Consider the following 22,587-nt stretch of genomic DNA (forward strand, 5'->3'; position numbering starts at 1 on the left):
CGGGGCGGGGTGGGGCCCGCCGCCCGGGCCGGGGGGGCGCGGGGGGGGGCCCCGGGTCTGGGCCCCCCCCCCCCGGGCCCGGGGGGGGGCCGCGGGGGGGGGGGGCCCCCCCCCGCCCCGGCTCGATCACCCGGGTTCCGGCCGCGGCGGGCGCGGTGGCCCCTTCCCGCGGACCGGTCCGCGGTCAGTCCTGCTCGGTGTCCTCGTCGGCGAGGATCAGGTACAGCCGCTTGCGGGCCTCGTTCACCACGGTCAGCGCCTTGTCACGCTGCTCCGGGGTACCGGTCGCCCACACCTGGCGGAACGCCTCGACAAGCCCGCCGCCGGCCTTCCTTATCTCGTTGAGGGCATCCCAGTCGACGCCCCGGCCGGCTTCCTCCCACGGGGCCTCGGGGCCCGCGTCGGCCTCGCCGCGCCCGGTGTCCGTCAGCGTGAACAGCTTCTTGCCGCCCTCACTGGCGCTGGTGATCAGGCCCTCGTCCTCCAGCAGTTGCAGCGTCGGGTAGACCGAGCCGGGGCTCGGCTTCCACGCGCCGCCGCTGCGCTCGGCGATCTCCTGGATCATTTCGTAGCCATGCATCGGGCGGTCCTTCAGCAGCGCGAGGATCGACGCGCGCACATCGCCGCGCCGTGCCCGGCCGCCGCCGCGGTGCCCGCCCCTGCCCCGGCCGCCGGGACCGAACGGCCCGCCGCCGAAGGGAGGTCCGAACGGCCCGAAAGCCGCCCTGCGGGCCTCGCGCTCGCCCCACCCGTGATGGCCGGGGCCGCAGTGCCCATGGTGGTGCTCATGCTCGTTTCCCTGGGGACGCATGATGTCGCTCCTTCCATCGTTGATCGTTCGCGACACATCAACGATATATCGGAACCTGTCGGATGACAACACCCTTCGGGAGTCCGCCCACCCTCGGCGCTGACCTGCGCGGATCCGCGGCGCGCGCGGCCGGGGAGTGGGTACGGTGGCAGGCGTGCCCCCTCTCTCCGACCTCGTCCGGCTCCGCCGGGTCCGCGACCTGATGGACCGCGAGTACGCCGAGCCGCTGGACGTCGCGGCGCTGGCGCAGGTCGCGCTGATGTCGCCCGGCCACTTCCAGCGCAGCTTCCGCGCGGCCTTCGGCGAGACCCCGTACAGCTACCTCATGACCCGCCGGATCGAGCGGGCCAAGGCGCTGCTGCGCCGCGGGGACCTGAGCGTGACCGACGTCTGCATGGCCGTCGGCTGCACCTCGCTGGGCTCCTTCAGCTCCCGCTTCACCGAACTGGTCGGCGAGACCCCCAGCGCCTACCGCGCCCGCGACCACCAGGACTCCGCGGCCCTCCCGGCGTGCCTGTCCAAGATCCACACCAGGCCGGTCAGGAACGGGCCTGGCTAGGCCGGCGTCCGGACGCGGGATCCGGGCGGCCCTTAAGGGGATTCGCCCGGGTGTGCCGGGCTCGTCCGGATGTCTCCGCATCTGCGGAACTAGACTGGGAGGGTGACGAGGAGGTGCGTCATGCGCAAAGTCGCCGACTGCCGCGATTACCCGAGCGAGACGAACTGCACCCTCACCATCTCCGGCGAGGAGGACGAAGTGGTCCGTGCCGCCAGCGAGCACGCCGTGTCCGTGCACGGCCACACCGACAGCGCCGAGCTGCGCGGCCAGATCAGGGGCATGCTCAAGGACGAGGTCCCGCAGCACGCCTGACCATCCGGCCATCGGCTCTCCCCGCGTCGCCGCCCGCGCAAGGGCGGCGACGTCCGGTCCGGGCCGGCCGGGGGCCGTCACCCTCCGCGGACCTGCCCGGACGCCTCCCGCAGGCCCTACGCTCACCGCATGCGGATCCGAATCGTCGACGCGTTCACCGACCGCCCCTTCGGCGGCAATCCGGCCGGGGTGCTGCTGCTCGGCTCCGGCGAGTTCCCGCCCGAGGCGTGGATGCAGCAGGTGGCCGCGGAACTCAACCTCTCCGAGACCGCGTTCGCCCATCCGCTGGCGGGCGCGCCGGACGCCGGCTGGGCGCTGCGCTGGTTCACCCCGGTCACCGAGGTCCGGCTGTGCGGCCATGCGACGCTGGCCACCGCCCACGTCCTGCGCACCACCGGCGCCGACGCGGGCACGATCCGCTTCCGCACCGCGGCCGGCGTGCTGTCGGCCGAGGCCGGCGGCGACGGCACGATCACCCTGGACTTCCCGGCCGCGCCGCTGACCCCGGCGACGGCTCCCGACGGTCTGGCCGAGGCGCTCGGCGCGCGGCCGCTGACCGTACTGGACACCGGTCCCGACTGCGGCGACCTGCTCGTCGAGGTCGCGGACGAGGAGGCGGTACGCGCGCTGCGCCCGGACTTCGCGGCGCTGGCGGCGCTCTCGCGGCGCGGGATCATCGCCACGGCCGCGGCCCAGGACCCGCAGCGCGGCTACGACTTCGTCTCGCGGGGCTTCTTCCCCGCCGTCGGCATCGACGAGGACCCGGTGACGGGCAGCGCCCACACCGCGCTGGCCCCGTTCTGGTCCGCCCGGCTGGGCCGCGACGATCTCACCGGCCTGCAGGCGTCGGCGCGGTCCGGCATGGTGGGCACCCGGCTGCGCGGTGAGAGGGTGCTGCTCACCGGTTCCGCGGTGACCGTCGTGGACGGCGAACTGCACGCCGTGCCGTAGCGGGCGGGCGCGCGGCCGCGCCCGGCGGGGCCGCGTTCATCCGGGCTCATCCGGGCTCATCCGGGCTCGTCCGGACTCATCCGGACTCATCCGGACTCATCCGGTGGGCAGCCAGCCCACCTTCCCCGCCAGCAGCGCGTAGCCGACGAAGGCCACGGTGTCGATGAGCGAGTGGGCCGCCACCAGCGGTCCGACCCGCCCCCAGCGGCGGTAGAGCAGCACGAAGACGACGCCCATCGCCATGTTCCCGAAGAACCCGCCGAGCCCCTGGTACAGGTGGTACGAGCCGCGGAGCACCGCGCTGGCGGCCAGCGCACCGGCCGGCGTCCAGCCCAACTGCCCGAGCCTGCGCAGCAGGTAGCCGACCACGATGACCTCTTCGAGGACGGCGTTCTGCACCGCGGACAGCACCAGTACCGGGATCTTCCACCACACGTCGGGCAGCGACTCCGGGACCACGGTCAGGTTGAAGCCGGCGGCCCGCACGCCGAGGTAGAACGCCAGGCCGGTGCCGCCGATGACGGCCGCGACGACCGCGCCGCGCAGCAGGTCGCGCCGCGGCTGCGTCAGGTCGAAGCCGATCACGGGCATCCCGACGCGCTCGCGGGCCAGCAGGTGCGCGACGAGCGCCACCGGGACCAGCGCGCTGGCGATCCCGAAGAGCTGCCAGGCCAGGTCCAGCCACGGCCGGCCGGGCGCCGCGGAGCCGACGAGGGTGGTGGCCTGGTTCTTCAACGCGCCGGGCCGGGTCACCGAACCGATGAAGCTGATCAGCGCGGACATCCCGCTGGCGCCCAGCGACAGACCCAGCACGATCAGCGTCTCGCTGCGCAGCGTGCGCGGTGCGAGCCGTTCCTCCAGCTCGTATGACTCAGCGTGCACGCGGCCCTCCAATATCGTCATCCCGCTTGTGCGCCGTCCGCGCGCGATTAGGGTCTCCGCAAAAGATACGAAGATCCAGCTCCGTGCCGCGGAGCCACCCCCCACCCCCCACAGGGCATCCAGGTTCGGAGCAGCGCAGGAACGGTAAGCAGGAGGGCACGCCGCCATGGGACGTCACCGGACAGCCACCCAGCAACCCCCCGAGGACGGGCCACCGTCCCGCGGCCGGCGCCGGGTGGGCGCCGTGGCGGCGGTCCTGGTCCTGGCGGTGGGCGCGAGCGCCTTCGCCCTGCTGCGGGGGGACCTGCTCGGTGCACGCGGCGCCTGCGGCCACGGCACCGTGCACGTCGCCGCGGTCGCGTCACCGGACGTCGCGCCCGCGCTGGCGCAGATCGCGGACCGGGCCCGCCGCTCCCACACCAAGAGCGACGGCCAGTGCCTCGACGTGCAGGTGACCGCCCGCTCCTCCGCCGAGGTGGCCGACGAGCTGGCCCACGGCGCGGGCCACGCACCGAAGTTCGCGCTCTGGGTGCCCGACGACGGGATCTGGGTGGACCAGGCGGCCGCGGCGCGCAGCGACCTGACCTTCACCCAGCAGGCGTCGGTCGTCCGCTCCCCGGTGGTGGTCGGCGCGCTGGAGCAGCAGGCGGAGCGGCTGGGCTGGCCGGCGAAGACCTACACCTGGGGCGAGTTGACCGGAGCGGCGGCGCAGTCCGGGCTGCGGCTGGGCACCCCGGACCCGGCCCGCACCGCCACCGGCCTGCTCGCCCTGGCGATGATCAACAACTCGATCGCGCGGACCGGCGGCTCCGACGCCGACGTGCAGTCGGAGGCCGCGGCGAAACTGCTGGCCCAGCGCACCGCGCCGGACGAGGCGCAGGCCGTCGCCGCGCTGCCTGCCGGCCCCGGCGCCGCCGAGTTGTCGGACCGGTCGCGCAGCCAGGCGCTGGTGCTCTCGGAACAGGCCGCCTTCACCCGCAACAGCAGCGGCAAGCCCCCGCTCAGGCTCTTCTATCCCAAGGACGGCGCGGCGACGCTGGACTACCCGTACACCAGGGTCGACGAACGCGACCTGTCCGTCGACCAGGCGCGGGCCGCCGACCGCTTCCTGCTGCTGCTCGGCCAGGACGACGCGCTGCGCACCCTGACCGCCGCGGGGTTCCGCGCGCCGGAGGCGCCGCCGGCGGCCGCGACGCTGGCCAGGGCGGGCGGCCGCACCCCGCAGCCGGTGTCGGCCTCCCCCGCCCCCTCCCCGTCTCCCGCGGAGCTGCAGAAGCTGCGGCTGATGTGGGAGATCACCGTGCAGAGCGCCCGGATCACCACCGTCGTGGACGCGTCGGCGTCGATGGGCGCGCTGGTCCCGGGAGCGGGCGGGCAGACCAGGCTCGACGTCACCAGGTCCGCGCTGGAGCAGGCCCTCGGGCAGTTCACCGACCGCGACCAGATCGGCCTGTGGCGCTTCGCCACCCGGCTGGACGGCACCCGCGACTACCAGGTCCTGGTCCCCACCGCACGGCTCGGCGGGAAGGCGTCCGGCGGTGCCACCCAGCGGCAGCGGCTGCACGGCGCCTTCCGCACGCTCCAGCCCGTGCCCGGCGGCTCGACGGGCCTGTACGACACGTCGCTCGCGGTGTACGAGGACGCGCTCCGCTCGTACGCCGCCGGCGCGTTCAACGCGGTGGTGGTCCTCACCGACGGGGCCAACGAGGACCCGGGCAGCATCTCGCTGAGCACCCTCGCCTCCCGGCTCAAGTCGATCGGCACCCCGCAGCACCCGGTGCCGATGATCATGATCGCGGTCGGCCCTGAGGCCGACCTGGCGGCGTGCGACACGATCGCCAAGGCGACCGGTGGTGCCGCGTACCGGGTGAACGATCCCGAGCAGATCCAGGCGGTGCTGCTCAAGGCGGTGGTGGCGGCGGCGTCCAGCGCGGCGGCCGCGGCTCCCTGAGCCGGCCGGGCCCGGCCGTCCGGGAACCCGCCGGCACCGCTCCCGGACGGGCCGGGGCCCGGACGGCCCGGAGGGCCCGGGATCCCGGCCCGGTCAGTCGAGCGGCCAGGTGTGCACCGGCTCGCCGGCCTCCATCAGCGCGCGGTAGCGCTGCGTCATCGTGGCCAGGGCCAGCCGGCGGTCGAGTCCGCGCTCCAGCAGCCGGTGGAAGACCGCGGCCTGCCACTCGGCGCCGTTCGTCCTGCGCCGGCAGCGCTCCTCTATGACGCCCAGGTAGTGGTCCCGGTCCACCGGGTCGATGCCCCACGCGTCGAGTCCGGCGGAGGCCAGCGGCAGCAGCTCGTCGCGGATCAAGTCGGCGGCCGGTACCTCCGCCAGGGTGCCGCCGCGCCCGCGCGGCCAGTGCAGCACCGCGCCGATGCCGTCCCGGCACGCCGCGTCGAAGTTGGCCGCGGCCGCACCGAACGGCAGCCGCTGCCACAGCGGTCTGGGGGCTTCGGCCAGCGCCCGGACCACGCCGTAGTAGAACGCCGCGTTGGCCAGCACGTCGGTGACCGTCGGGCCCGCGGGCAGCACCCGGTTCTCCACCCGCAGGTGCGGCACCCCGTCCACGACCTGGTAGACCGGCCGGTTCCAGCGGTAGATCGTGCCGTTGTGCAGGGTCAGCTCGCGCAACTGCGGTATGCCGCCGTCGTCCAGCACCCGCAGCGGCTCCTCGTCGTCGCAGATGGGCAGCAGCGACGGGAAGTAGCGCACGTTCTCGGCGAAGAGGTCGGTCACCGAGTCGATCCAGCGCTCGCCGAACCAGGTGAGCGGGCGCACGCCCTGGGCCCGCAGCTCCTGGGGCCGGGTGTCGGTGGACTGCTGGAACAGCAGCGGCCGGGTCTCCCGCCAGAGCTCGCGGCCGAAGAGGAAGGCCGAGTTGGCCGCGGCGGCGATCTGCGGCCCGGAGACCGCCTGCGCGGCGTTCCACACGGCGGCGAACCGGCCGGGCGTGACCTGCAGGTGCAGCTGGGTGGAGGTGCAGGCGGCCTCGGGCGCGATGGAGGCCGAGGTGTAGACGAGGTGCTCGACGCCCTCGATGTCCACGGTGATGTCCTCGCCGCGCATGGCCAGGATGCGGTCGTTGAGCAGGGTGTAGCGGTCGGCCCTGGAGAGGTTCGCCGAGACGAGATCCTGCGCCTCAAGAGTGGGCAGTATTCCCACCATCACGATGCGTGCACCCACTTCACCGGCCATCCGGTCGGCGTAGCCCAGACCGGTGCGCAGTTCCTCGGCCAGCCGGTCGAGCACTCGCCCGGATAGCCGATGCGGCGCGATGTTCACTTCAATATTGAACTGTGCCAGCTCGGTCTGGAAATCGTGGCTCGCGATGCGCTCCAGCACCTCTTCGTTCATCATGCGCGGCAGCCCCCCGGAATCCGCGAGATTCAATTCGATCTCCAGCCCCATGAGATTGCGTGGCCGATCGAATCGCTTCTCGTCCAACAGCCGCTCCAGCCCCAGCAGACACTGCTGCAGCTTCCGCCGGTACATCCGGCGATCGGCCAGGTCGAACGCGCCGGCCACGACCTTCTCGCCCATCGAAGCGTCCCTCCCTCGAGCGGTCCCCACACGAGGATGCCCACCCAAATGATCGATAACGCCGCGAGGGATCACGTCCGCACGCTAGGCTTGCCGTATCGGACGACAGCAGCACGTTCCAGCGGCACATTCAGGCGCACGGGACCTGCGTAAACACCGCCGAATAGGACCGGCGGGTTCCGGCCGACCGTGGCGGGCAGAAAAATGCACCGCCCACCTCATACCCTGCGGGAATGCCGCGCGGCAGCCTGTCAAAGAAGGCGAATTCTCGCCTTGCGCGTAATACTGGCAGCGACTAGACGAAACACGGAGCGAACACGCGTCGTATAAACTCCGCGCACAAGGCAAAGACTCCGCCCTCGCCGACGTGCCCGAGCCGGACGCCTTCCCCCGTACCGACCGCGCCGTCCGCGCCCCACACCCCGCACCACCTGTGTCTCCAGTTGTGTCTCCAGAGTGAGAGGCGACATCATGCCGCTGCTTGTCCCCCCTGCACCCGCCCCTGCCCTCCTGAGCGTCCTCGCGGCGCTCAGTTCGCCCACCGCGGTCCTGGAGGCAAGGACCCCGGCTCTGCGCGCCGCGGAAGGGCCCCTGGACGCCGAACACCCGCTTCCTGTCCATGTGTTCGAACCGGCGTCCGTTCCCGGTGCGCTGCCCCAGGCGCGGCTGACCGGCTGGCGGTTCCATATCAGGGTGGGCGCACGGGTCGCCGCGGCGGGCGAGACGGTGGCGACACCGGACGGGTGGGTGTTCTCGCGGTTCTCCGAGGGCCCGTACCTGGTGTCCACGGAACGGGCGCTGCGGCAGGCGGAGGCACTGCCGTCGACGTACCAGCCGCATCTGCTGTCGGTCCCGGGCCTGTACATGCTGGCCCTGTGGCTGCACTCGGTGCCGCGCGCGGACGCGGCGACCGCCCAGCCCGACCCGTCGGACCTGATCATCCCGCTGGCGCCGGCGCCGCCCGGGATCGCCTCGCACCAGATCTACCGGCTGGTGGACCTGGCGCCGGTGCTCAACGTCCGGCTGGCGCCCCCGCCGCTGGCCGGCTCGCCGGCCTGAGCGGCAGCCGGCCCCGGCTCCTGGGACGCGACGGCGGTGCCCCCCTCTCCGAACGAGGCGAGGGGGGCACCGCCGCTCTGCTGCGCAACCGCCCGCGCGGGTGACGCGTCTTCCCCCAATGAGTACCGGCTGGGGGAAATCCCTGCGGAATCATCCCGGCAGGACGACACTTGGGACCGCCGCACACGAACGGGGGGACGCACCGTGAGCCAGGCAGCCAGCACGACCGAAGGCTTCACTCATCACTCGCAGCGAAAGACACCATCGACCATGTGCCAGCACCATCCGCAGTGCCCTGCCGCCGACTGCTCCGACCGGGAGGCCGCCTGTACCGTGGCCCACCACCCGGAGCAGGGGTGGAGCCTGCTGTGCAACGGAGTACTCCTCTTCGAGGACACAGGCGAGCTGCTCCCCGACGGCCGGATCATCGCGCCGCACCGCCCGCTGGGCAGCGAGCAGATCACCACGGCGGCCTGACGGCCCGCCCCGCGCGTACCGCGCAACCGCACCTCCGAGCCGGTTCCCCTGTCTCCAGCGGAACCGGCTCAGCCATGCTCGGGCGGTGTGCGGCCCCGTGCTGCACCGGGCGGCCGGTGCGGCGGCGCCTGCCGTCAGCTGTCGTAGGCGTCCAGGGGCGGGCAGGAGCACACCAGGTTGCGGTCGCCGAAGGCGCCGTCGATGCGCCGCACCGGCGGCCAGTACTTGTCGGCCGCCGAGACGCCGGCCGGGAAGACGGCCTCCTGCCGGCTGTAGGGGTGCGTCCACTCGCCGCCCAGCGCCGCCGCGGTGTGCGGGGCGTTGTGCAGCGGGTTGTCGTCGGCGGGCCACTCGCCGCCCGAGACCCGGTCGATCTCGCCGCGGATGGCGATCATCGCGTCGCAGAAGCGGTCCAGCTCCGCGAGGTCCTCGCTCTCGGTCGGCTCGATCATCAGCGTGCCGGCCACCGGGAACGACATGGTGGGCGCGTGGAAGCCGTAGTCGATCAGGCGCTTGGCGATGTCGTCGACGCTGACGCCGGTCTCCTTGCTCAGCGGGCGCAGGTCGACGATGCACTCGTGGGCGACCAGGCCGCCGGGGCCGGTGTAGAGCACCGGGAAGTGCGGCTCCAGGCGCTTGGCGACGTAGTTCGCGCCGAGCACGGCCATCTGCGTGGCCTGCTTGAGCCCCTCGGCGCCCATCAGCCGCACGTAGGTCCAGGAGATCGGCAGGATGCCCGCCGAGCCCCAGGGGGCGGCCGAGACCGGTCCCACGCCCGTCTCCGGGCCCGCGGTGGGCTGCAGCGGGTGGTTGGGCAGGTAGGGGGCGAGGTGCGCGCGCACCGCGACCGGGCCGACACCCGGGCCGCCGCCGCCGTGCGGGATGCAGAAGGTCTTGTGCAGGTTCAGGTGCGACACGTCGGCGCCGAACTTGCCGGGCCGGGCCAGGCCGACCAGCGCGTTCAGGTTGGCGCCGTCCACGTACACCTGGCCGCCCGCGTCGTGCACGGCCGCGCAGATGTCGGTGATGTTGTCCTCGAACACGCCGTGCGTCGACGGGTAGGTCACCATCAGCACGGCCAGCGACGCGCGGTGCTGCTCGATCTTGGCGTGCAGGTCGTCGACGTCCACGTCGCCGTTCTCGCCGGTCCTGACGACGACGACCTTCATCCCGGCCATCACGGCGCTGGCGGCGTTGGTGCCGTGCGCGGACGACGGGATGAGGCAGACGGTGCGGCCGGTGTCGCCGTTCGCCCGGTGGTAGGCGCGCACCGCGAGCAGCCCGGCCAGCTCGCCCTGCGACCCGGCGTTGGGCTGCAGGCTGACCTTGTCGTAGCCGGTGACCTCGGCGAGCTGGTCCTCCAGCCCGTGGATCAGCTCCAGGTAGCCGGCGGCCTGCTCGGCCGGCGCGAACGGGTGCAGCGCGCCGAACTCCGGCCAGGTGACCGGCTCCATCTCGGTGGTGGCGTTGAGCTTCATCGTGCAGGAGCCGAGCGGGATCATGCCGCGGTCCAGCGCGTAGTCGCGGTCGGCGAGCCGGCGCAGGTAGCGCAGCATCGCGGTCTCGCTGCGGTGCTGGTGGAAGACCGGGTGGGTCAGGTACGACTCGGTGCGGACCAGGGCGGCGGGCAGCGCGTCGGCGGTCGCCGCGTCCAGCGCGTCCAGGTCGGCGGCGGGCGCGCCGAAGGCGGCCAGCACCGCGGCCAGCTGGGCACGGTCGGTGGTCTCGTCGCAGGCCACGCCGACCCGGTCGGCGTCCGTCAGCCGCAGGTTGACGCCGGCGGCGCGGGCGGCCTCGACCACGCCGGCGGCCTTGCCGGGTACCCGGACGGTCAGGGTGTCGAAGAACGCGTCGTGCTCGGTCTCCAGCCCCGCGGCGCGCAGGGCCGCGGCCAGCACGGCGGCGTAGCGGTGGGTGCGGCGGGCGATCGCGGCCAGGCCGTCGGGGCCGTGGTAGACCGCGTACATGCCCGCCATGACGGCGAGCAGGACCTGCGCGGTGCAGATGTTGCTGGTGGCCTTCTCGCGGCGGATGTGCTGCTCGCGGGTCTGCAGGGCCAGGCGGTAGGCCCTGTCGCCGTCGGCGTCCACGGAGACGCCGACCAGCCGGCCGGGCAGGTTGCGGGCGTAGGCGTCGCGGACCGCCATGTAGCCGGCGTGCGGGCCGCCGAAGCCCATCGGCACGCCGAAGCGCTGGGTGGTGCCGACGGCGATGTCCGCGCCGAGGGCGCCGGGCGAGGTGAGCAGGGTGAGCGCGAGCAGGTCGGCGGCGACGGTGACGACCGCGCCCAGGCCGTGCGCCTGCTCGATGACCGGGCGCAGGTCGCGGACCGCGCCGGAGGCGCCCGGGTACTGCAGCAGCACGCCGAAGACGCCGCGCTCGGCCACCTCGGCGGGGATGCCGTCGCTCAGGTCGGCGACGACGACCTCGACGCCGGTCGGCTCGGCACGCGTCTGGATGACCGCGGTCGTCTGGGGGAAGGTGTCGGCGTCGACCAGGAAGACGCCGTCCTTGACCTTGCCGACCCGCCGGGACAGCGCCATCGCCTCGGCGGCCGCGGTGCCCTCGTCCAGCAGCGAGGCGCCGGAGGTCGGCAGCCCGGTGAGGTCGGCGACCATCGTCTGGAAGTTCAGCAGCGCCTCCAGGCGCCCCTGCGAGATCTCCGGCTGGTACGGCGTGTAGGCGGTGTACCAGGAGGGGTTCTCCATGACGTTGCGCAGGATGACCGGCGGCGTGAAGGTGCCGTAGTAGCCGAGGCCGATCATGGGCGCGAGCACCTGGTTGCGGTCGGCCAGCGCGCGCAGCTCGGCGAGCGCCTCGGCCTCGGTGAGCGCGGCGGGCAGGCCCAGCGCTTCGGCGCTCCTTATCGTGTCGGGCACGGCCGCAGCGGTCAGCTCGTCGAGCGAGCCGAAGCCGACCTGGGCGAGCATCTTGGCCTGCGCCTCGGCGTCGGGGCCGATGTGGCGGCGTGCGAAGGGCACGCCGGCTTCCAGCTCGGCGAGGGGGATGCGGCGGTCAGTCATCTGAGGAGGCCTCCTGGTCTGCGACGACCTTCGGGGGTGCCAACGGCGCGGACACCCGTACGGCCTCCCCCTCTGTCATCGGACCTGAGAGCTTCACCGCCCCCGCGAGGGGCGGCTTTCACCGTCGGTGAGGGCCGGTTCCCGGAGGCTGCGGCGCTCCCGGGGCGTGCCCTGCTTTCCAGAGTGACCTCGCCCATGCGGTACGGATGCCTGAGAGATTCCGGGGAGGGTTTGCTCCTTCGGCGCTTCCGCGAGGCCCCTGACGGGACGTACCGGAAGCTCTCCCGCAAGGGGTCTGCAGCCGCCCACCAGCCTACCAGCGCCTTCGGCCGACCGGCCGGTGCGCGGCGGCCGGGAGTGCGACGCGCCGGTCCGAGTCGACAGCGCCTGCGTTGTGGCTTTGATTGGTATCGAGCAGTATTCGAGTTCGCCCAGGCTGGAGGTCCCGTGCAGAGCGACATCGATCCGCGCAGCCTGATCGGACGCCGGGCCCTGGACCGCGACGGAACCAAGATCGGCACCGTGGACGAGGTGTACCTCGACGACGCCACCGGCTCGCCGGAGTGGGCGGCGGTGCGCACCGGGCTGTTCACCCGAGACGCGTTCGTGCCGCTGGAGCCGAGCGAGGTGGTGGACGACGAGCTGCGGGTGCCGTTCCGCAAGGCGCTGATCAGGGACGCACCGGACTTCGGCGTGGGGCGGCACCTGTCCCCCGAGCAGGAGCTGCAGCTGTACCACCACTACGGGATGGACGTGCCGCGGTCCGGTTCCGGCCGGGGCCCCGACGCGCCGCCGGACCGTGACTTCGGCGAGGTCGCCGGCGACTGACCGCCGGCCGGCCCCAGCGGCAGCGGGTCGGCGTGCGCGAGGGCCGGGTCGTCGACCGCGAACGTGCGCACCCGCCCGGGCACGGTGTCCGAGGGCACCTCGAAGCGGACCGTGACCCGTCCGACGCCGCTGCCCTGCACCCAGCCGGCGCCGTGCTCCTCGTGCACCACGTCCTGCCCGGGCAGCCAGCGCTTGGCCCGTTCGGGCTGCGGCGGCGGCACCGCGGGCAGCTCCGGCACGATCTCCTCCCCCGGCTCCTGCTCGCCGGCGTGCTGGGCGAACAGGTCCTCCTGGGTGAAGTCGGCCAGCCCCGCGACGCCGACGCCCAGCAGCCGCACCCCGCCGGTGGTGTCCACCGCCTCCACCAGGCGCCGCGCGGTCTCGCGGACCACCGACGGGTCGTCGGTGGGCGCGCGCAGCGTCTCGGAGCGGGTGAGCGTCGAGAAGTCGTAGCGCCGGACCTTGACGACCACGGTGCGCCCGGAGCGGCCGGCGCCGCGCAGCCGCTGCACGCAGCGGTCGGCCAGCCGGTCGATCTCGTAGCGGACGTGGGCGCGGTCGTGCAGGTCGGTGTCGAAGGTGTCCTCGACGGAGATCGACTTCACGTCCCGGTCGGCGACCACCGGCCGGTTGTCGAGCCCGGCGGCCATGGCGTGCAGGGAGGTGCCGTGTGCCTTGCCGAGCAGCCGCACCAGCTCGGCCTCCCCGGCGTGGGCGATCTCGGCGACGGTGACGATGCCGGCCTTGCGCAGGTGCTCGGCGGTGGCCGGGCCGACGCCCCACAGGGTGCGGACCGGCAGCGGGTCGAGCAGCGCCCGCTCGCTGCCGGGCTCGACGATGACCAGGCCGTCCGGCTTGGCCTGCTCGGACGCGATCTTGGCGAGCAGCTTGGAACCGGCCAGGCCGACCGAGGCGGTGAGGCCGGTGGTGGCGCGGATCCGGGCCCGCAGCCCCTCGGCGACCGCCTGCGGATCGCCGGCGGAATCGCCGGCCTCCAGGTCGACGAACGCCTCGTCGAGGCTCAGCGGCTCTATCAGCGGCGACACCTCGGCGAGCAGGGCCATCACGATCTCGCTGATCTGCCGGTAGATCCCGAAGCGCGGGATCAGGTACGCGGCGTTGGGGCAGAGCCGGCGGGCGTGCGCCATGGCCATCGCGGAGTGGACGCCGTGCACCCGCGCCTCGTAGGACGCGGTCGACACCACGCCGCGGGGCCCGAGGCCGCCGACCACGACCGGCTTGCCCCGCAGGCTCGGCTTCGACGCCTGCTCGACCGCGGCGAAGAACGCGTCCATGTCCAGGTGGAGGATCGTCGGCGCACTTCTCACACCTTCGATCGTGCCGCATCCCACCGACATCGGCCGTACACATGTACGGTTCGCGACCCCGGCGCTCAGACCGCCCGGTTGCGGCGCCTGGCCAGCTCGTCCGCGGGGTTGTGGCCGACCAGGGTCTCCCCGGTGTCGACGCGCTCGCCGTGCATCTGGGACAGGGCGTTCTCCACGTCCCGCCACACCACTCCGACCGCGATGCCGAAGATGCCCTGCCCGCCCTGCAGCAGGTCGACGACCTCGTCGGGCGAGGTGCACTCGTAGACGGTCGCGCCGTCGCTCATCAGCGTCATCCGGGCCAGCTCGGACGGCCGGACCGACCGCAGGTGCTGCACCGCGGTGCGGATGTTCTGCAGGGAGACGCCGGTGTCCAGGAGGCGCTTGACGATCTTCAGCACGACGACGTCGTGGAAGCCGTAGAGGCGCTGGGTGCCCGAGCCGTAGGCGGGCCGGACGCTGGGCTCCACCAGGCCGGTGCGGGCCCAGTAGTCCAGCTGGCGGTAGGTGATGCCGGTCGCCGCGCAGGCGGTGGGCCCGCGGTAGCCGATCTGCTCCGCCGTGCAGTCGGGAGCCGGATCTGCGGAACTTGGTGAGCTGCCGGAACTCCCGGAACCCCCCGGGTCCGCCGCGGCCGCTCGGGGCAGGGGCCCGCGGAGAGCCAGCGGACCGCCGGGCACCCACCCGTCTCCGGTGCTTCTCACGCCGCCCTCCGTCCTTAGCGCCTCGCGGTCGCGCGCATGTGCCACGAGACTTTCCATGTTGACGGTAGGCAGTCCCCAGGGGTGCGTCAACGATCGCCACACTCGGCACGCCGAGTGATATTCACCCCACGAGTGGTTTCATCTGACCGCACACCGGGAACGACTACCCGAATGCCCGTACGGCGGAGCAACCTTGCCCTGGCCCGGGGAAGCGGGCGGCTACTGGTTGCTGGTGCCGAAGTCCTCGGGCGAGATCTGGTCCAGGAACTCCCGGAACTTCTCGACCTCGTCCTCCTGCTCGTCCGGGATGGCGATCCCGGCGTCGTCCAGCACTCCGTCACTGCCGTAGATCGGCGTCCCCGTGCGCAGCGCGAGCGCTATGGCGTCGGACGGGCGGGCGCTGACCTCGACTCCGCTGGCGAACACCAGCTCCGCGTAGAAGACGCCTTCCCGCAGGTCCGTGATGCGCACCTCGGTGAGGGTCTGCCCGACCGCCTCGAGCACGTCCTTGAAGAGGTCATGTGTGAGCGGTCGCGCAGGCGTCATGCCCTGCTGCGCGAAGGCGATGGCCGTCGCCTCCCCCGGCCCGATCCAGATGGGCAGGTACCGGTCGCCTCCCACTTCACGCAGGAGCACGATCGGTTGGTTGGAGGGCATTTCGACCCGGACACCCACAACGTCGAGCTCGTTCACACAGCAACCCTAGGCCGTGCCTGCCGGGTTTGGGTAGTCGGGCAGAGCCCGGCGCGGCCGTCCGGCGTCCGAGAAGGGGCCGGAAAAGGCCGTATTCGCCGGTCAGCGCAGGCGTACACGCAATGCGGACTGAACCATTGCGGCATGCAGCCGAACGGACAGCGAGGCCAGCTCGCGGGCCGTGATCTCGGCGTGGGTGCGGGTCTGCGGGTTGCGGTGCAGGCGCAGCGGGGCCACCACCTGCTCCACCAGGCCGGCCTCCCGGTCCGCGGCGGCCTTCACGGCCCTCAGGTGGCGCGGCTCCAGGCCGAACCGGCCGAGTTCCACGATCAGCCGCGCGATGTTCACCGTCTCGGCGTCGTAGCCGCCGTCCCGGCCGGCCTCGACCAGGCCGTAGGACTCCCACTGCTCCAGCTCGGCGCTGTCCGCGCCGGTGGCGGCCAGCAGCTCGTCCCGGCCGACCCGCAGCTCCGCCGGCACGTCGTCCGGGCCGGGCCCGGGCGCACTGTCCGCCGCGGCCTCCGGGCTGCCTGCTGGGCCGGGGAGCCCGACCTTCGCCCGGCCGTCGGCCACCGCCGCCAGGGTCACGACCGGCTCACCGGCGTCCAGGGCGTCCAGATGCTCCCTGATCACCCGCAGCGGCAGGTAGTGGTCGCGCTGCACCCGCAGGACGTATGCCAGCCGCTCGACGTCCCGCTCGCCGAACTTGCGGTACCCCGAGGGCGTGCGCTGCGGCTCCACCAGGCCCTCCGTCTCCAGGAAGCGGATCTTGGAGATGGTCACCTCGGGAAACTCGTCCTGCAGCCGGCTGAGCACCGCTCCGATGCTCAGCAGCGCCCCGGCGGCGGACGGGGCCGCGGTGCCGTCTGTGGCCCCGCCTGGCGATCTCGGCATGCACACCTTCCCTCGGGGGCCCGCCCGGGACGAGGTCCCGGGCGGGAGCCGGGCGGGGTCAGATGCCCCGCTGGCTTGCGTAGAACACCAACCGGTACTTGCCGATCTGCACCTCGTCGCCGTTCGCCAGCGACACCGAGTCGATCCGCTCCCGGTTGACATAGGTGCCGTTCAGGCTGCCCACGTCGGAGACGGTGAACCCGCCGTCCGGGCCGCGGCGGAACTCCACGTGCCGGCGGGAGACCGTGACGTCGTCCAGGAAGATGTCGCTCTGCGGGTGGCGCCCCGCGGTGGTCAGCTCACCGTCGAGCAGGAAGCGGCTGCCGGAGTTCGGGCCGCGCCGCACGATGAGCAGCGCGGAGCCGGGCGGCAGCGCGGCGACCGCGGACTGCGCCTCCGGCGACAGCGACGGCACCGGCGTCTGGCCGGTGGCCTCCGCCTCGTACGCCTCGATACCGGAGATCGAGATGGTGGACGTGGTCTCCGAGGCCCGCTCGTACGGAGCCGCGCCCGCCCTCAGCGGCGCACCGCAGTTCGAGCAGAAGCGGCTGGCCTCCGCGTTGGTGTGACCGCACCTGCTGCATACCGGCAAGCCGATCCCTCCGCCCGTGCCTGACGTCGCTGGATCCCCGAAACCTATGCGTCCGGCGGAAGCGGGGTCAACAGCCGCCACGCCGGGGCCGCCGGAAAAGTCCCCGCCGGATCCGGGCACGTCGTTCCTGAACAGCGGGCGGTCCCCGGGGCCGCCCTGACCCTCGTCGGTCATGTGCCGCGGGGCACGGTGGCGCGCCGTCGCCGGGTCTCCCGACTGCCGCGCGCTCTTGCCGAACAACTTCCCAAACAACTTCACGGGCGATTCCCCTTGAAAGAAGCAGACCCGCCCGTGGGGCAGGACCAACCCTCGCTACTCACAGTTTCCACTACTCAGGACCCCACCGAGGCCCGGACCCCCTGCCTCACTGGGATGACCGAGCGTAGTCAGGCTGCTTCGACGGCCGCAAGGCGTCCACGACGATCTTCTGCGATCGCACCACATCCGCCGTGGCCTGCTCCTTCTCCAGCGTCTGCACGACCCCTCCGGGGATGTTCAGTGCCGGTTCCAGGTCCTGCGGATTGCCGATCACCTTGAAGACATACGGCTGTGACAGCTTGTGGCCGTCGATGAGGACACCGTCCGCACCCTGCGTGAAGTAGGTGTCCGCGACGACCCGGACGTCGTCGATCTGGATGGCCTCGGCGCCGGCCGCGCGCAGCTCCTGCAGGGTGTCCAGCAGGGAGTCGGCCTGCACGCCGCCGTGCCGGTCGGTGATCGTCAGGGTGATCCCCGCGCCCTCGGCCTTGACGGTGCCCGCCAGGATGCCCAGCTGGGCCTCCTTCTGCTGGGTCTGCTTGAGCGCCTCGGCCGCCTGGTTGGAGCTGGTCTCCAGCTGGGAGCGCTGGCTCTCCAGCCCGCGCTTCTCGTCCTGCAGCCGCTGGCTGCGGTTGTCCAGCTCGGTGAGGATGCGGACCAGGTCCTCCTGGCGGGCGCCGCGCAGCGCCCCGTTGTCGCTCGTGGTGCGCACCTGGATCGCCAGGCCCAGCCCGAGGACGAACAGCAGCACCGCGACGATCATCTGGGCGCGCGACAGCCGCGGCGGCCACAGGCCGTTCAGCAGCCGCCTGCGGCCGTTGGCCACCCGGTCCTCCGCCGCGCGCTCCGTGGCGGCGCCGTCGTCGTCGGCACGCTCCTGCGGCTCGCCGGCGGCTCCCTCGTCGCCCGCGGCGCGCTGCGCGGCGGTCTCCTCGCCACCGCTGCCCTCGGCGCCGCCCTTCCCGGGCCCCGGACGCTCTTCCGGCTCGCGGAGTGTCTGCTCGTCGCTCATGTCCGCGTCACGCCCGGAAGACGTGCCGGCGGATCGCGGCCGCGTTGGAGAAGATCCGGATGCCGAGGACGACCACGACGCCGGTGGACAGCTGGGCGCCGACGCCGAGCTTGTCGCCGAGGAAGACGATCAGCGCCGCGACCACGACGTTGGACAGGAAGGAGACGACGAACACCTTGTCGTCGAAGATCCCGTCGAGCATGGCCCGCAGGCCGCCGAACACGGCGTCCAGCGCGGCGACCACGGCGATGGGCAGGTAAGGCTCCACCCCGGACGGCACGACGGGGCGCACCACGAGGCCGACCACGACTCCCACGACGAGGCCCAGTACGGCGATCACTTCGAACCCTTCCCGTTCCCGGCGCTGTCGGCCTTCTGGTTGCCGGGGACCGGCGTGGCATAGCGCACGACGATGCTCGGTGCCGCGGGCAGGTCGAGCTTGTCCTGGACTCCGATGCTCGCGCGGATGCCGTAGTCGTCCTTGAGTACCTGCAGGTACTGGCCGTCCGCGCTGTCCTGGAATGTGCTGCTCAACCGCTTCCCGTCCCCGATCGCCAGCACCGTGTACGGAGGCGCCAGCGGCTTGTTGTCGACCAGTATGGCCTCACCCGCCGCCCGAATGGCCGATAGTGCGGTCAGCCGCTGCCCGTTGATCGAGATCGCCTCCGCGCCGGAGGCCCACAGGCCGTTCACCACGCGCTGCATGTCGCGGTCCCTGACCCGCCCGGTGTCGGAGAAGCTGCTGCTCTCCCGCGGGCCGCCGGTGGACCCCTGGGAGGCCTCCTTGGCGTCGTCCACGACGAGCCTGACGCCCGGGCCGGAGACCGGGGTCGCGCCGGCTATGAGTTCCAGCAGCGCGGCGCTCTGCCGGCCGCCGTGGTCGCGCAGCGCCGCCTGCTGCTCCGCGGAGACGGTGTCGCGCAGCGCGTCCACGTTCTTCTGCAGCGTGTCCGCGCCGCGCGTCTCCGACTGGATGCGGTCGATGAGGTTCTGCCGCTCCTTGGCCACGGTCGGCGCCGAGAACTGCGCCTGGGCCGCACCGAGGGTCACCACGAGCGCGGCGAGCACCAGTCCCGCGGCCAGCCACAGCCGCCCGCTGAGCGCCGACGGCAGCCGCGAGGTGCCGACGGCGCCCCGGCGGGCCGCGGCCTCCGCGTACCCGTCGTCGAGGCTGTGCTCCATGACGTTGGTGAGCAGCGACATCGAGGCGTCAGGGCGCCGCGGAGCAGCCCCGGGCACGGGGCTGCTCCGTTCGAGTGGCTGCTGCGGCATGCCGCACATCGTCGCACGTCGCGGCCGTCACACTCGAATGGCCCCCTCAGGACGCGCCGTGCCGGCGCCTCCTCACCGCCCGGCGCTCTCCACGACCTCCGACCACTCGTTCAGCAGAGTCTGCGCGGAGGCGTCGTCCGGGCCCTCCGCCCACAGGTGGGTGACGGCCTCCGCGGGGTCGGGCAGCACCATCACCCAGCGGCCGTCGGACTCCACCACGCGCACGCCGTCGGTGGTGTCCACCGACCGCTCTCCGGCCTCCTCGACGACCCGGCGCATCACCGAGCCCTTGACCGCCCACGGGGTCGGCACGTCGCGCTTGAGCACGTGCGCCCGCGGGATCCGGGCGTCGATCTGGCTCAGCGTGAGCTGCGTCCTCGCCACCAGGCCGATCAGCCGCACGAAGGCCGCGGAGCCGTCGAACACGCTGCTGAACTCGGGCACGATGAAGCCGCCCCGGCCGTCGCCGCCGAAGATCGTGCCCTCCTCCCGGCCGACCCTCGTCAGGTCGTCCGGCGAGGTCGTCGTCCAGGTGACCTGCGTGCCGTGGTAGGCCGCGACCTGCTCGCCGATGCGGGTGGTGGTCACCGGCAGCGCCACCCGGCCGCTGCGGCGCTCGGCGGCCACCAGGTCGAGCAGCACCAGCAGCGCCCGGTCGTCCTCGACGATCCGGCCCAGCTCGTCGACGAGCGACATCCGCTCGCCGACCGGGTCGAAGCGCACGCCGAACGCGGCGCGAGCCGACGAGACGATCTCGCCGAGCCGCACCAGGCCGGCCCGCCGGCTCTCCTCGGTCTCGGTGGGGCGCGCCTCGTCCAGACCGGGGTTGATGGTCAGCGCGTCCACGCCGAGCCGGCCCAGCAGACTGGGCAGCACCAGGCCCGCGCTGCCGTTGGCCGCGTCCACGACCACCTTCAGCCCGGAGTCGGCGATGCCGGAGATGTCGACGGCACGCAGCAGGGCGCCGGTGTACGAGTCGAAGACCGTCGCGGGGAACCGCAGGTCGCCGATCTCGCCGGGGAACGCCCTGCGGTACTCCTGCCGGGCGAAGACGCGGTCCAGCTTGCGCTGGCCGGCCGCCGACAGGTCCGCGCCGCGCTCGTCGAAGAACATGATGTCCAGCGAGTCGGGCCGGCCGGGCGTGGTCCGGATCATGATGCCGCCGGCGCTGCCCCGCGCGGTCTGCTGCCGGGCCACCGGCATCGGCACGTTCTCCAGGTCGCGGACCTCGATGGCGCTGGTCTGCAGGGCCGAGATCACCGCGCGCTTGAGGGCGCGCGCACCGCGGGAGTGGTCGCGCGCGGTGGTGACGGTCGCGCCCTTCTTGAGCGTGGTCGCGTACGCGCCGGCGAGGCGGACGGCGAGCTCCGGCGTGATTTCCACGTTGAGGATGCCGGTGACGCCGCGGGCGCCGAACAGGTGCTCCTGGCCGCGCGACTCCCAGATGACGGACGTGTTGACGAACGCGCCGGCCTCGACGGTCTTGAACGGGTACACGCGGACGTTGCCCGCGATGATGGATTCCTCGCCGATCAGGCACTCGTCGCCGATGACGGCGCCCTCGTCGATCCGCGCCGCCCGCATCACGTCGGTGTTCTTGCCGATGACGCAGCCGCGCAGATTGGTCTGCGGTCCGACGTAGACGTTGTCGGCGATCACCGCCTTGTGCAGGAACGCACCGGACTTCACCACGACGTTGGACCCGATCACGCTGTGCTCGCGGACCTCCGCGCCGGCCTCGACCTTGGCGTAGTCCCCGATGTAGAGGGGGCCGCGCAGCACCGCGTCGGGATGGACGTCGGCTCCTTCGGCGACCCATACGCCGGGCGAGATCTCGAAGCCGTCGATGTCGACGTCGACCTTGCCTTCGAGGACGTCGGCCTGGGCCTTCACATAGCTCTCGTGGGTGCCGACGTCCTCCCAGTAGCCTTCGGCGACATAGCCGTAGACCGGCTTGCCCTCCTTCATCAGCTGCGGGAAGACGTCCCCCGACCAGTCGACCGGCACGTCCGGTTCGACGTAGTTGAAGACTTCCGGTTCCATGACGTAAATGCCGGTGTTCACCGTGTCGGAGAAGACCTGACCCCACGTCGGTTTCTCCAGGAAACGCTCGACCCTGCCCTCGTCGTCGACGATGGTGATGCCGAACTCCAAGGGGTTCGGCACCCGGGTCAGGCACACCGTGACAAGCGCACCCTTGGCCTTGTGAAAGGCAATCAGATCGGTCAGATCGAAATCGGTGAGCGCGTCACCGGAAATCACGAGGAATGCATCGTCCTTCAACGCTTCTTCGGCGTTCTTGACACTTCCGGCCGTCCCCAGCGGCTTTTCCTCGTTGGCATAGGTGAGTTCCATTCCGAAGTCCTCGCCGTCCCCGAAGTAATTCTTCACCAGGGACGCGAGGAACTGGACTGTGACCACCGTCTCAGTGAGTCCATGCCGCTTGAGCAATGTCAGAACGTGCTGCATGATCGGGCGATTCACCACTGGCAGCAGAGGTTTGGGCATGCTCGAGGTCATCGGGCGAAGGCGTGTCCCTTCGCCGCCGGCCATCACTACCGCCTTCATGTCGAAAACGTCCTCCTCATGACTCAGTCAGCCGTGGTATCCGCCCTGACAAGTCGCCGGACCTGCACCACATAGAGGATCCCTGCCCACCAGTACAGGGTTGTACCCCAACCGGCGAACGCCCAGCCGAAAACAGACGCCAGCGTCGCAAGCCATCCGCTGCTGTCGCTGAGCAGCAGCAGCGGAAAGGCGTACATGAGGTTGAAGGTAGCCGCTTTCCCGATGAAGTTCACCTGGGGTGGGCCGTAGCGGTGCCTCCGCAGAATCAGCAGCATCACGGCCATCATGGCTTCACGCGCGAGCAGCAGCACGGTGATCCAGAGCGGCAGGATGCCACGCCATGTCAGGCCCGCCAGGGTGGACAGGACATAGAGCCGGTCGGCGGCGGGATCCAGGATCCGGCCGAGACTGCTGACCTGATTCCAGCGGCGGGCCAGCTTGCCGTCGAGGTAGTCGCTCACACCGCTGAAGGCGAGGAGCAGCAGCGCCCAGCCGTCGACCTTGGGGCCGCCGAACTCGGGCCAGAGAATCAGCCACAGGAACACAGGGACGCCGACCAGGCGAGCCATACTCAGGATGTTGGGGACCGTGAAGATCCGATCCGTTTGCACCCGTGTCTCCTGGACCTCCACCGGGGCCCCTCCTGCTTGTACGAACGTGCGGACGTTGCGCGCCGACTCTACCCCAGACGCAGAAATGGCCTGACCCCGGATCCATGATCAGGGGTCAGGCCATTTCTCAATATTTGTTCGGCGGTGTCCTACTCTCCCACAGGGTCCCCCCTGCAGTACCATCGGCGCTGAAAGGCTTAGCTTCCGGGTTCGGAATG

21 protein-coding genes, 1 rRNA gene and 1 riboswitch are annotated in these 22,587 nt (G+C 72.2%); of the genes, 7 read left to right on the top strand and 15 right to left on the bottom strand.

Annotated elements, in window-relative coordinates:
- Nucleotides 1-184: 184 nt before the first annotated feature.
- On the bottom strand, nt 185-811 hold the full coding sequence (locus tag ACH4TG_RS40315; protein WP_398248191.1) for a PadR family transcriptional regulator: 627 nt from the start codon (nt 809-811) through the stop codon (nt 185-187).
- A gap of 154 nt (nt 812-965) precedes the next feature.
- Between ACH4TG_RS40315 and ACH4TG_RS40320 the strand changes: the two genes are divergently transcribed.
- The 3 genes from ACH4TG_RS40320 (at nt 966) to ACH4TG_RS40330 (ending at nt 2,633) form a co-directional block, all read left to right on the top strand.
- Nucleotides 966-1,370 carry a helix-turn-helix transcriptional regulator gene (locus tag ACH4TG_RS40320; RefSeq protein ID WP_398248193.1) on the top strand — a complete coding sequence of 135 codons (405 nt, stop codon included), beginning with the start codon at nt 966-968 and terminating at the stop codon, nt 1,368-1,370.
- Nucleotides 1,371-1,490: 120 nt separating this feature from the next.
- The gene (locus ACH4TG_RS40325; protein ID WP_398248195.1) at nt 1,491-1,682 is read left to right on the top strand and encodes a DUF1059 domain-containing protein; all 192 of its coding nucleotides are present in this window, start codon (nt 1,491-1,493) and stop codon (nt 1,680-1,682) included.
- 129 nt (nt 1,683-1,811) lie between these two features.
- A complete protein-coding gene (locus tag ACH4TG_RS40330; RefSeq protein ID WP_398248197.1) occupies nt 1,812-2,633 on the top strand; it encodes a PhzF family phenazine biosynthesis protein in 822 nt (273 codons plus the stop codon).
- Nucleotides 2,634-2,729: 96 nt separating this feature from the next.
- Here ACH4TG_RS40330 and ACH4TG_RS40335 read toward each other — a convergent pair whose 3' ends face one another.
- Nucleotides 2,730-3,536, bottom strand: a complete 807-nt coding sequence (locus ACH4TG_RS40335) for a CPBP family intramembrane glutamic endopeptidase (RefSeq protein WP_398248199.1) — start codon at nt 3,534-3,536, stop codon at nt 2,730-2,732.
- Nucleotides 3,537-3,681: 145 nt separating this feature from the next.
- On the opposite strand from ACH4TG_RS40335, the gene ACH4TG_RS40340 reads away from it, so the two are divergent.
- Complete coding sequence (locus ACH4TG_RS40340; protein WP_398248201.1) at nt 3,682-5,466, top strand: substrate-binding domain-containing protein; 1,785 nt, start codon at nt 3,682-3,684, stop codon at nt 5,464-5,466.
- Nucleotides 5,467-5,559: 93 nt separating this feature from the next.
- On the opposite strand, the gene ACH4TG_RS40345 is transcribed toward ACH4TG_RS40340, so the two are convergent.
- Complete coding sequence (locus tag ACH4TG_RS40345; protein WP_398248203.1) at nt 5,560-7,050, bottom strand: glutamate--cysteine ligase; 1,491 nt, start codon at nt 7,048-7,050, stop codon at nt 5,560-5,562.
- Nucleotides 7,051-7,521: 471 nt separating this feature from the next.
- Here ACH4TG_RS40345 and ACH4TG_RS40350 point away from each other — a divergent pair, with 471 nt between their 5' ends.
- On the top strand, nt 7,522-8,109 hold the full coding sequence (locus ACH4TG_RS40350; RefSeq protein ID WP_398248205.1) for a hypothetical protein: 588 nt from the start codon (nt 7,522-7,524) through the stop codon (nt 8,107-8,109).
- Nucleotides 8,110-8,379: 270 nt separating this feature from the next.
- Entirely contained in the window at nt 8,380-8,586 is a 207-nt protein-coding gene (locus ACH4TG_RS40355) for a DUF5999 family protein (RefSeq protein WP_398248207.1), read from the top strand.
- Between the two features lie 134 nt (nt 8,587-8,720).
- On the opposite strand, the gene gcvP is transcribed toward ACH4TG_RS40355, so the two are convergent.
- Nucleotides 8,721-11,609, bottom strand: coding sequence for an aminomethyl-transferring glycine dehydrogenase (gene gcvP, locus ACH4TG_RS40360; protein WP_398248209.1), 2,889 nt, complete (start codon nt 11,607-11,609; stop codon nt 8,721-8,723).
- 188 nt (nt 11,610-11,797) lie between these two features.
- A riboswitch (glycine riboswitch) is annotated at nt 11,798-11,906 on the bottom strand.
- 150 nt (nt 11,907-12,056) lie between these two features.
- On the opposite strand from gcvP, the gene ACH4TG_RS40365 reads away from it, so the two are divergent.
- On the top strand, nt 12,057-12,437 hold the full coding sequence (locus ACH4TG_RS40365; protein WP_398248211.1) for a PRC-barrel domain-containing protein: 381 nt from the start codon (nt 12,057-12,059) through the stop codon (nt 12,435-12,437).
- Here ACH4TG_RS40365 and ACH4TG_RS40370 read toward each other — a convergent pair.
- From ACH4TG_RS40370 to rrf, 11 genes are all read right to left on the bottom strand, one after another.
- Entirely contained in the window at nt 12,350-13,765 is a 1,416-nt protein-coding gene (locus ACH4TG_RS40370; RefSeq protein WP_398248213.1) for a DNA polymerase IV, read from the bottom strand. The genes ACH4TG_RS40365 and ACH4TG_RS40370 overlap by 88 nt on opposite strands.
- Before the next feature lie 65 nt (nt 13,766-13,830).
- Nucleotides 13,831-14,469 carry a MerR family transcriptional regulator gene (locus ACH4TG_RS40375; RefSeq protein ID WP_398248215.1) on the bottom strand — a complete coding sequence of 213 codons (639 nt, stop codon included), beginning with the start codon at nt 14,467-14,469 and terminating at the stop codon, nt 13,831-13,833.
- A 219-nt stretch (nt 14,470-14,688) separates the two neighbouring features.
- Nucleotides 14,689-15,162 carry a bifunctional nuclease family protein gene (locus ACH4TG_RS40380; RefSeq protein ID WP_031518684.1) on the bottom strand — a complete coding sequence of 158 codons (474 nt, stop codon included), beginning with the start codon at nt 15,160-15,162 and terminating at the stop codon, nt 14,689-14,691.
- A gap of 102 nt (nt 15,163-15,264) precedes the next feature.
- Nucleotides 15,265-16,056, bottom strand: a complete 792-nt coding sequence (locus ACH4TG_RS40385; RefSeq protein WP_398248217.1) for a MerR family transcriptional regulator — start codon at nt 16,054-16,056, stop codon at nt 15,265-15,267.
- Between the two features lie 58 nt (nt 16,057-16,114).
- Complete coding sequence (locus tag ACH4TG_RS40390; protein ID WP_398248219.1) at nt 16,115-16,954, bottom strand: FHA domain-containing protein; 840 nt, start codon at nt 16,952-16,954, stop codon at nt 16,115-16,117.
- A 58-nt stretch (nt 16,955-17,012) separates the two neighbouring features.
- Nucleotides 17,013-17,918, bottom strand: a complete 906-nt coding sequence (locus ACH4TG_RS40395; protein WP_398248221.1) for a DUF881 domain-containing protein — start codon at nt 17,916-17,918, stop codon at nt 17,013-17,015.
- Nucleotides 17,919-17,925: 7 nt separating this feature from the next.
- Nucleotides 17,926-18,258: a small basic family protein gene (locus tag ACH4TG_RS40400; RefSeq protein WP_202237672.1), complete on the bottom strand. Its 333-nt coding sequence runs from the start codon at nt 18,256-18,258 to the stop codon at nt 17,926-17,928.
- Complete coding sequence (locus ACH4TG_RS40405; RefSeq protein ID WP_398248223.1) at nt 18,255-19,190, bottom strand: DUF881 domain-containing protein; 936 nt, start codon at nt 19,188-19,190, stop codon at nt 18,255-18,257. The genes ACH4TG_RS40400 and ACH4TG_RS40405 overlap by 4 nt, the downstream gene beginning before the upstream one ends.
- A gap of 72 nt (nt 19,191-19,262) precedes the next feature.
- Nucleotides 19,263-21,758 carry a sugar phosphate nucleotidyltransferase gene (locus ACH4TG_RS40410; RefSeq protein ID WP_398248225.1) on the bottom strand — a complete coding sequence of 832 codons (2,496 nt, stop codon included), beginning with the start codon at nt 21,756-21,758 and terminating at the stop codon, nt 19,263-19,265.
- Between the two features lie 23 nt (nt 21,759-21,781).
- Entirely contained in the window at nt 21,782-22,390 is a 609-nt protein-coding gene (locus ACH4TG_RS40415; RefSeq protein WP_398248227.1) for a CDP-alcohol phosphatidyltransferase family protein, read from the bottom strand.
- A 115-nt stretch (nt 22,391-22,505) separates the two neighbouring features.
- Nucleotides 22,506-22,587: ribosomal RNA gene (gene rrf, locus ACH4TG_RS40420) — 5S ribosomal RNA — on the bottom strand; the annotation flags it as partial.

Origin of the sequence: Streptomyces sp. NPDC020917 (genome assembly GCF_044333795.1) — a bacterium.
Classification (GTDB): domain Bacteria; phylum Actinomycetota; class Actinomycetes; order Streptomycetales; family Streptomycetaceae; genus Actinacidiphila.